Annotated in this window: 7 protein-coding genes; 2 read left to right on the forward strand and 5 right to left on the reverse strand. The window is 53.5% G+C overall.

Annotated elements, in window-relative coordinates:
- Positions 1 to 32: 32 nt before the first annotated feature.
- From GTN70_11620 to GTN70_11635, 4 genes are read right to left on the reverse strand one after another with little or no spacing between them, the layout of a single operon-like run.
- Positions 33 to 851: a metal ABC transporter permease gene (locus tag GTN70_11620; GenBank protein NIO17608.1), complete on the reverse strand. Its 819-nt coding sequence runs from the start codon at positions 849 to 851 to the stop codon at positions 33 to 35.
- A 25-nt stretch (positions 852 to 876) separates the two neighbouring features.
- Positions 877 to 1,683, reverse strand: a complete 807-nt coding sequence (locus GTN70_11625; protein NIO17609.1) for an ATP-binding cassette domain-containing protein — start codon at positions 1,681 to 1,683, stop codon at positions 877 to 879.
- A 3-nt stretch (positions 1,684 to 1,686) separates the two neighbouring features.
- Positions 1,687 to 2,604, reverse strand: coding sequence for a zinc ABC transporter solute-binding protein (locus GTN70_11630; protein ID NIO17610.1), 918 nt, complete (start codon positions 2,602 to 2,604; stop codon positions 1,687 to 1,689).
- Positions 2,601 to 6,026, reverse strand: coding sequence for a PAS domain S-box protein (locus tag GTN70_11635; protein NIO17611.1), 3,426 nt, complete (start codon positions 6,024 to 6,026; stop codon positions 2,601 to 2,603). The genes GTN70_11630 and GTN70_11635 overlap by 4 nt, the downstream gene beginning before the upstream one ends.
- A gap of 121 nt (positions 6,027 to 6,147) precedes the next feature.
- Between GTN70_11635 and GTN70_11640 the strand changes: the two genes are divergently transcribed.
- Positions 6,148 to 7,023: an EamA family transporter gene (locus GTN70_11640; GenBank protein NIO17612.1), complete on the forward strand. Its 876-nt coding sequence runs from the start codon at positions 6,148 to 6,150 to the stop codon at positions 7,021 to 7,023.
- A 1-nt stretch (position 7,024) separates the two neighbouring features.
- On the opposite strand, the gene GTN70_11645 is transcribed toward GTN70_11640, so the two are convergent.
- Positions 7,025 to 7,405 carry a hotdog fold thioesterase gene (locus GTN70_11645; protein NIO17613.1) on the reverse strand — a complete coding sequence of 127 codons (381 nt, stop codon included), beginning with the start codon at positions 7,403 to 7,405 and terminating at the stop codon, positions 7,025 to 7,027.
- Between the two features lie 109 nt (positions 7,406 to 7,514).
- On the opposite strand from GTN70_11645, the gene GTN70_11650 reads away from it, so the two are divergent.
- A complete protein-coding gene (locus tag GTN70_11650) occupies positions 7,515 to 8,453 on the forward strand; it encodes a TIGR01212 family radical SAM protein (GenBank protein NIO17614.1) in 939 nt (312 codons plus the stop codon).
- Positions 8,454 to 8,489 lie beyond the last annotated feature (36 nt).

Here is an 8,489-nt window from a genome sequence, read left to right on the forward strand (position 1 = left end):
GTTTCTCTATCGGGAACGATCAGAGTGGTTTTTTATCTCGTGGCACGGTAATCTCTTAAGCTTTTCCACAATGTGCACAGTAAAAAAAACAGACAGGATACGATGACAATCGACGCGCCGGCAGATGAGTTCAAATGAAAAGATACGATAATTCCGCCCATTCCCGAGAGAACACTTAAGATTACAGAACTATAAAACATCCAGGCGATGCTGCTTGTGATTGCTCGGGCACTTGCGGCAGGGACGACGAGAAGGGCGGTAACGAGAAGAATACCCACTGTTTTAATAGACAAGGTGACTACGAGGCCAAGGAGGAGGGAAAAGGCATATTTTAAAATCGTCACTCCCGTGACGTGGGTTGAGGCGAAGGTTTCATCAATGCCGACAAGGGTCAATTTGTCAAAGTTGACGATAATAAATGTCGATGTGACGATGAGCAGGAGAAAGGTTATGGCGAGGTCAGTGTTGTTTATCAGAAGAATATCACCATAGAGGAAAGTGTGAAAATTTCTGAAAAGGCCTTTCGATGAGGAGACGATAACGATACCGAGAGAAACCGAAAATGAGAAGAAGACACCTATGATCGTATCGTACGACATGCCCGTTTTTTTCCGGAAGAATACCACCAAGAGACCGATAATCACACCGAAAGCCACCACAGTGAATAGGGGGTCAACGCCTGCAATAAGGCCGAGGGCAACACCGGTGAAGGCAGAGTGGGAAATGGCGTCGCTAAAAAACGCCATCTGAAAGTTGACCACGAATATGCCCATCATCCCGGCGAGAAGGCACACCATGATGACTTCTACCAACGAACTCCTTAAAAGGCTGAAGAGGATAGGATCAAACAATGTGGAATCGTGCCTCCTTGCTCTGTCACCCTGGTTTTTTCCCGGTATCGTGGTCGGCGCGGTCCCCCGTTTCCTCATGTGTGCAGATCACGTCGTGTGATTCGCCATGGAGATAGAGGCCTGAGTGGGTCCCGAAGAGGTCAAGGAGATTATCGCTTGTCATGACCTCGACGGGAGAACCGGAGCATTTGACCGTCTTGTTCAGGCACAGGACGTAATGGGCGTGACTCGTCACGACGGTCAGGTCGTGGGAGACCAGGACGATGGTTTTCCCCGTCTGCCGCTGAATATCTTCCAGGATGTCGCAAAAAAGCTGCTCCCCCCCAACGTCGATACCCGAAGCAGGCTCGTCGAGCAGCAGTATTTCCGGGTTTCTGCACAGAGACTTCGCCAGGAGAACCCTCTGCAGCTCCCCGCCGGAGAGCTCGCTCACTCTTTTTTCGATCAGCGGTAAGCTGTTGACCATCCTCAGGAAATGCTCGAACCGTTCCCGTCTTTTTTTCTCGATGCCGAAAATGACGGATTTCCCCCGCTCCCCCAGGCTCAGGAATTCGATGACCTTGAGGGGGAGCCCTCGATCGAGCTCCATCCTCTGGGGCACGAAGCCGATGGATGACCGTTCCTGCTCGGCCCTGTCCTTTCCGCCGATCGATATCGTTCCGCTGTAATGGACCAGCCCGAGAATGCATTTGAGCAGGGTCGTTTTCCCCGCGCCGTTTGGGCCGATTACGGCGGTGAGCTTTCCGGAAGGGATCTCGGCAGAGACATTATCGAGAACATTCTGGTTTCCAAGGGAGACGGAGAGGTTTTCGATATGTATCAGGGTGTCCATTAGTTACATTGTAAACGATGAGATTAATTTTTCGACATTCATGAGCATGGTTTCTTCATAGCGGGTTACGTTTTTACCGCCCGAAATGATGGGGTCGAACCAGACAACGGGGGCATCGGTCTTTCCCGCGATCATGCTCGTGATTCTATCAGGCTCGGGTGACTCGCTGACGAGGATCACCTTTCCTCCCTTTGCCTTTATCGTATCGAGGATGTCGGCAAGCCTTTTAGGAGATGGCGGGATGCCGTGGACCTCTTCGATGTGATAGAGAATCCTGGCCCCGTAATCGATCGCAAATATATCGAGGGCGTCGTGGAAGGTTATGATATCGAAAACGTCCGCCTTTGATAACAGCGAGGAAATCCGCTCCGATAACGCTTCGAGCTTTTTCCTGTATATCTTCACGTTCTCCCTGATGGCAGCGTCATATTCGGGAAAGGCTTCTTGAAGGGCCTTCCCTATCTCCTCACACTCGATTATGGCCCGTTTCGGACTCAGCCACGTGTGGGGGTTTCTGGCATCTATGGGGGAAAGACCGCTCACCCGAAAGGAGGCCTGATGGGTCAGGACTACTCTGGCGCGGGGGTTCAAGTCCCTGATTTTGCCCAGATCGAAGAACTCCTCGGCCTTGCCGTTTGCGATTATCACTTCAGCCGAGGCTATCTTTTTTACCCCCTGAACCGTCATGGTGTAGACGTGGGGATTGGCGTTTTCCCCCTCGACGAGAAGTTCAAGGTGAACGCCGTTGATTCCGTTGAGTATATTGGCCGAGAAGATGTAAAGGGGCAAAATCGTTGTGAGCACTTCCCTGCTGGAGGCTGCTGCGGCCTGATAACAAGAGCTCGTGAGAACAATGGAGAGAAAAACGACACCGATATGGCGGGTAAGTTTTCGGAACATGAGGAAACAGGAGGTGTTCAACTGATCAATTCCCCGATGGTGCGCACCAGAACTTTTCCCTTTACCGGCTTGGGAATGATCCGGTCTACCCCGTAGATGTTTAGCTGGGAGTGATCCATGAACGTTCCCCAGCCGGTCAGCATGATAACGGGCACACGCCCGTCGAGATCCTTCGCTTTCCGGGCTATCTCGAGCCCGTTGATAGCCGGCATGCCGAGGTCGGTGATGATGACGACTTTGGCTCCGTCCCGCAGGGAGGTGAGGTTTTCCCGTAAAAACTTGAGCCCCGCGCTGCTGTTGTCAAACGCGAAAACGCTGCAGCCCATTTCCGTGAGCAGCTCGTCCGTCGCATTCCTGATGGGCTCCTCGTCTTCAAAAAGGATGACCTTGGTGCCGGCAATGTCGTAATCCTTCTCTTCGTCCTCGTGTGGTCCTTCCGTGATCTCCGGATCTGATATCGGCAGATGAAGTATGAAGGAAGTTCCTTTGCCTGCCCACGATTCAAGGTCCACCTGCCCTCCGTGTGCGGTGATGATCCCGTAGACGGTTGATAACCCCAGGCCTGATCCCTTCTCTCCCTTCGTGCTGAAAAAGGGCTCAAACGCCCTGTCGCGGATTCGGGGCTGCATCCCCACCCCCGAATCGGTAAAGACCGTTTTCACCCTGTCGTGTTCGTTCTGGGTGCTTATCCGTATCTTGCCGCCTTTGGGCATGGCATCGAGGGCGTTGATGATCAGGTTTATAAAGACGTCTTTCAGTTCTCCCTCGTTTCCCTGGATGGTGTGGAGTTCATCCTCGAGCTTGAGGGTGATGTCGATGGATATCCCCTTTGAATGGGACATGTCCTTCCACCGCGGAGAGGTGATATCCACCGCCTCCGTGATCACGTCGTTTAAGTTGACGGGGCCGAAGGTCTTCCTGTCCCGCTTATAAAATGAGCGGAGTTTCTTCACCGTTGCGGCGCCCGTGTGGGCGGCGTTCTCGATGATCTCGAGCTCTTTTAAAAGTTCCGAATCCTCGACCTTGAGCTTCATGAGTTCCGCCCGCATCGAGATGGCGGCCAGGATATTGTTGAAGTCGTGTGCGATCCCCGAGGCCAGCTTGCCAAGAGCGGTCAATTTCTCGGACTGACGGATGTACTCCTCCATCTTTTTTATCTTCGACAGGTCCTTGGATATCCCCACCGTCCCGATCAGCGCCCCATCCTCGCCATACAGGGCGGAAGCCGACAGCAGGACCTCGACCAGCGTCCCGTCTTTTTTCTTCAGGGATACGTTGTAGTTCCTGATTTTTCCCCTGTTCTTGCGCATCGCCTGGCCGATTTTTCTCGCTTCTGCAAGAGAGGGGTAGATCTCGGACACGTGCTTGCCCTGAATCTCCTCCGCCGAGTATCCGAGCACCTCAGAGGCTCCCTTGCTGAAATAGACGATTTTGCCTTTCTCATCCGTCGATATTATGGAGTCAGGAGTCGACTCGATCAGCGTCTCGAGGTAATCCGATATCTCCTGGGCTTTCTTCAGGCTCTCTTCCAGCTGCTTTTTGTACTCCAGTTCCTTCGTGATGTCCTTGATAAAATGAACGCTCTTTTCGATCTCCCCCCGCTCGTCGAAAACGGGCGATATGGTTACCCTGAACGTACCGGGAATTTTGCTGTAGGTGTGGATCGATTCGACGGGTTTTTTCTCCGTGATGCACTTGACGTGGCCGCACTCTTCTGTTTCCTGTTTCTTGCAGGCGAAGAGCTCGTGGCACTTCCTGCCGATGATCCTGCCGGGGTCAAAACCGCGGTGATTGGCGAATACCGTGTTGAAGTTGGTGACCGTATAGTCCATGTCGATGACAAAGACGCCATCCGATATTGAGTTGAAGATCAGCTCCCACTCATTTTTGCTTTTGAGCACATCGGCGAAGAGGCTGGCGTTGCCAACGGCGCTCGATATCTGATTGGCCACGGCGGAAAGGAGGCTGATATCCCCCTCTGAAAAGCCCCTGTCACCCTGTGTGTGGTCTACGGTGAGCAGCCCCATGAAGTCTCCGTGGTTGAAAATGGGAAGGAGGAGCATCTTTTTGATGTTGAGGGCGTACATGAGCCCCCTCTCCTTCACGTTCAATTTCAGCGAATCCGTGCTCTCGATGATGAGCGGTTTTTTGGTTCTCGCCGGAGAGAAGAAGTACGGGCACTCTTGTTCGTTGATCCGCATTCCCACCGGCTCTTCGATCGAGTGGTCTCTGGAGGTGGAGTACTGCAGCACTCCCTCGTTTTTCCCGTGCACCTTTACGATGATCGAGCATCTGTCGGCGTCGAAGAGCTCCCGTATCTTCTTCACGACGATACTCAAGGAGTGGCCAACGTTCAGGGTGGACGAGACCAGGTTCGTCAGGTTGAGAAGGTCGGATGTGTTCTTTTTTTCCTGGACGAGGGCGCTGGTGGCAGAGGAGAGTGCAGACTTGTTGAGCCTGCTCTCGATCGATGAAGATGCGATTCCGGAGAAAAGCGTCCCCGCTTTCTGATAGTGGCTCCTTTTTTCCTCCTCAAGGTGATCGAAAAAGAGCGCAATGACATACGTATGCTTCCCGAAGGGACTCAGGGGTATTGCCAGCGCTTCGTTCAGCGCGCCGTGTGCAAGTTGCGGCACTATCTGTTTCTCGATTTTTTCCCGGTAATATTCTGCCTCGAAAATATGGGTGTCGGGCATAGCATCGGATCGGTAGAGCTCAACGGCCAGGGGTTCCTCTTTCCCCTGGTGTTCCTTAAAGGAGGGGGATGTGCCGAAATGTAAGAGCGCAGCCAGGGTGTTGCCCTCACGCCTGAAGAGCACGGCGAATGGAGCCTGGAAGTTTTGCGTCGCCGTTTCGAGAATGGCCTGGAGAAGCGGTTGCGCCTCCTCTTCGGGAGTGAGCTTTTTCTCAGAGAGTGCTTTTGCGATGATCCTGTAGTTGGCGTCCATCTCTGCAAACTCTGCTTTGAGAATCAGGTTTTCCCGGGTCGTTTCCAGATAGCTAAGAAGCTCTTCTACCTGATGGATCACTTCTCTGTTGTTCGGGTTGTCTCGTGGGAAAACGAGAACGAAAAACCCACTGCTCTGGTGAAATGCGGCATTGAGGGGCAGAAAATGCACGCAGAGAGGGGCCGGCAGATGGAGATTTTTCCGTATCAGCTCTTTTAAGCTGTCGTCGCCTTTCTCCCTCACCGCTTCCAATTTGAACCGGAAGAGCTCTTTTGGCGGGGAGAGGTGTATCAGGTCTTTTGGCCCCACGTGGGCCGTTACACGGACGATCCCGGCCTCGCTGTTTACCTCGATGTAGGAAACGGAGACGAGCTCGGGGAAAAGAAGGAGCAATTTCGATGGGGTTGCCGCGAGAAGGTTTTCAACGGACCCCGCTCTGGCCTTTTCCCTCACGAATCTTGCGAAGGCCTGGTATTTTGCTTCCAGGTTGAGCATTTTCCCTTTTAACAATAGTATTTAGATTATTTATAATATTGAAACTCACGAATGAAAAGATAAATTTTTCTCCAGCCCCGGTCTCGATGAGAGGTTATGGAGCCCATATGGGTGAGTCTCTATGAATCTGCTTGCGCTCTTTTTTATCGTCCTTTCGGCTCTCTTTCACGCCCTCTGGAACGTTGTCCTCAAAACGTCGGACAGGAAGATGTCTTTCAACATATTCATGCACCTTGCTGCGATCGGCATCTTCTCGATATTTTTCCTGGTCTGGAAGGGGAAAATACCGCTGCCGGGGTTCAGGCTCGGGGTTATCGTGGTTACGGCGGGTTTCTTCTTTTTCCTCTACCACCTTTGCCTTACCGACTCGTACGAGACGACGGAGGTGTCGCTCGCCTATCCTCTCACCACGACGGGCCCTCTCTACATACCGCTCTGGGCGTACATCTTTCTCGGCGAAAAGCTCTCCATCGAGGGCTGTTTCGGCATACTGCTCGTTTTCTTCGGGGCATACACGATACAGATGAAGACACTGAACCTGAAAGGGATGGTGGAGCCGCTGAGAAGCTTGAGAAATCCGGGGGTCTTCCTGGCGATGGCGGCGGGTTTTTTCTACTCGATCGGGGCGGTGGTGGACAAGAAAGGGGTGACGGACTTCGACGTGTTTACCTACACCTACTATCTCGATTCGGTTCTCGTGTTTTTTCTCCTGTGCAACCACGTCCTGATCCGGGGGAACAAAAGGGACCTTCTCCCGGAGCTTCGCGCGAGCTGGCCGAAGATAGCTCTTGCCGGCGGTATCCTTTTCGGGTCCTTTCTGTGCTACCGCCTCGGCCTTCGCATTGCCCCCGTGAGCTACGCAGTTTCTGCGCGGCAGATGAGCGCGGTGTTCGGCGTTTTGCTCGGCATTGCCCTGTTTCGGGAGTCTTTCGGCGGAATGCGGCTTACAGGAGCGCTCCTGATCAGCCTCGGGGTCGTGCTGATAAAATTCGGATAGGTCAGCTTTTGAACCGGTCCCGAGGAACGGGGAGAGCCGTGGCCTGCCCTTTCGCGATGAGTTTTCCCGATTCGTTCGTTACCCGGTAATCGACGACCATCAGGCTCTTTCCCCGGTGGGTGAGGTCGCACTCTGCGGTTATCCTCTCCCCCGGCATTGCCGCCCTGAAGGTGTTGAAGCTCCACTGGACTCCCACGGCGTCTGTTACCGAGTTCACGGCAATCGCGAAGGCCACGTCCGCGAGGGCAAAGATCAACGCCCCGTGGGCTATGTTGTGGGCATTGAGATATTCGTCTTTCACCACCACCGAGATCCTCACGTACCCTTCACGCGCCTCTTCGAGCTCCATGCCGAACAGCTCGATCACGCGGTCGTTTTCCATGATGAACTGAACCCTCTCCATCATGCACCCTTCACGATTTTTTCGGGTTATTGTATCAGGTATTTCACCCTCTGTTAAAATATCTTTTAGATCTGCTTTGGGAGGTAGCATGGATGGTCAATTTTCAGGGGGGTACCGTTACAACCACTACGGGTGGTACCTCCGGGAGCGGTTCGGCCGGCGGGTCTACAAGATAATGGTGGATGGTGACTTCACCTGTCCCAACAGGGATGGCACAAAGGGGAAAGGGGGGTGTATATACTGCAACAACGAGGCCTTTACCGTGGGAATCATCGGGGAAGGCAATCCTGTTTCCTTCCAGGTGCATGCGGCGCTGAGGGAAAAGGAGGGGAAGAGGAAATACCGGGATGCCCGGTTTCTCGTCTACTTTCAGAAATATTCGAATACCTACGGAGACGTTGCGTATCTCGAGAGGGTTTACCGCGAGGCCCTCGTTTCCGAGGGGATAGCGGGAATCGTGATCGGTACGAGGCCCGACTGTATCGACGGGGATGTTGTATCGCTTCTTGGTAGGCTGGGCCGGGAGACTTATCTTTCCGTTGAGCTCGGCCTTCAGACGGTTGATGACCGGGTTCTCTCCCGGGTGAACAGGGGGCACGGGTTCGATGATTTTATCCGGGCGGCTGCGCTGCTAAAGGACGCGGGGATCGAATTCGGCGCCCATCTGATATACGGGCTTCCCGGGGACTCGCGGGAGAGCTTCATTGAGGGGGCACAACGGGTGTCCGACGCCGGGGTGTCCCTTGTAAAACTGAACCACATTCATGTGGTCAGGGATACAAAGCTCGAAGAGATGTGGAGAGAAGGGAGCTTTACACCCCCCACCTACGATGAATATCTTGCCGCCGTGTGTGACTTTCTCGAGTATCTGTCGCCGGAAGCAACGGTCGCCAGGTTGATAGGGACGACGCCGGGGAAATATCTCCTCGCGCCCAGATGGGAAAGGGGCAGTGCCGGTTTTATCCAGGACGTAAGCGGGGAACTGAAGAGGCGGGGCACCTACCAGGGAATAAAACGTCCCTCATAACTGCACTCTGGGCTTAAATCCTCAATACAATCAATA

The sequence above is a fragment of the Deltaproteobacteria bacterium genome, from assembly GCA_011773515.1.
In the GTDB taxonomy this organism is placed as follows: domain Bacteria; phylum Desulfobacterota; class Deferrimicrobia; order J040; family J040; genus WVXK01.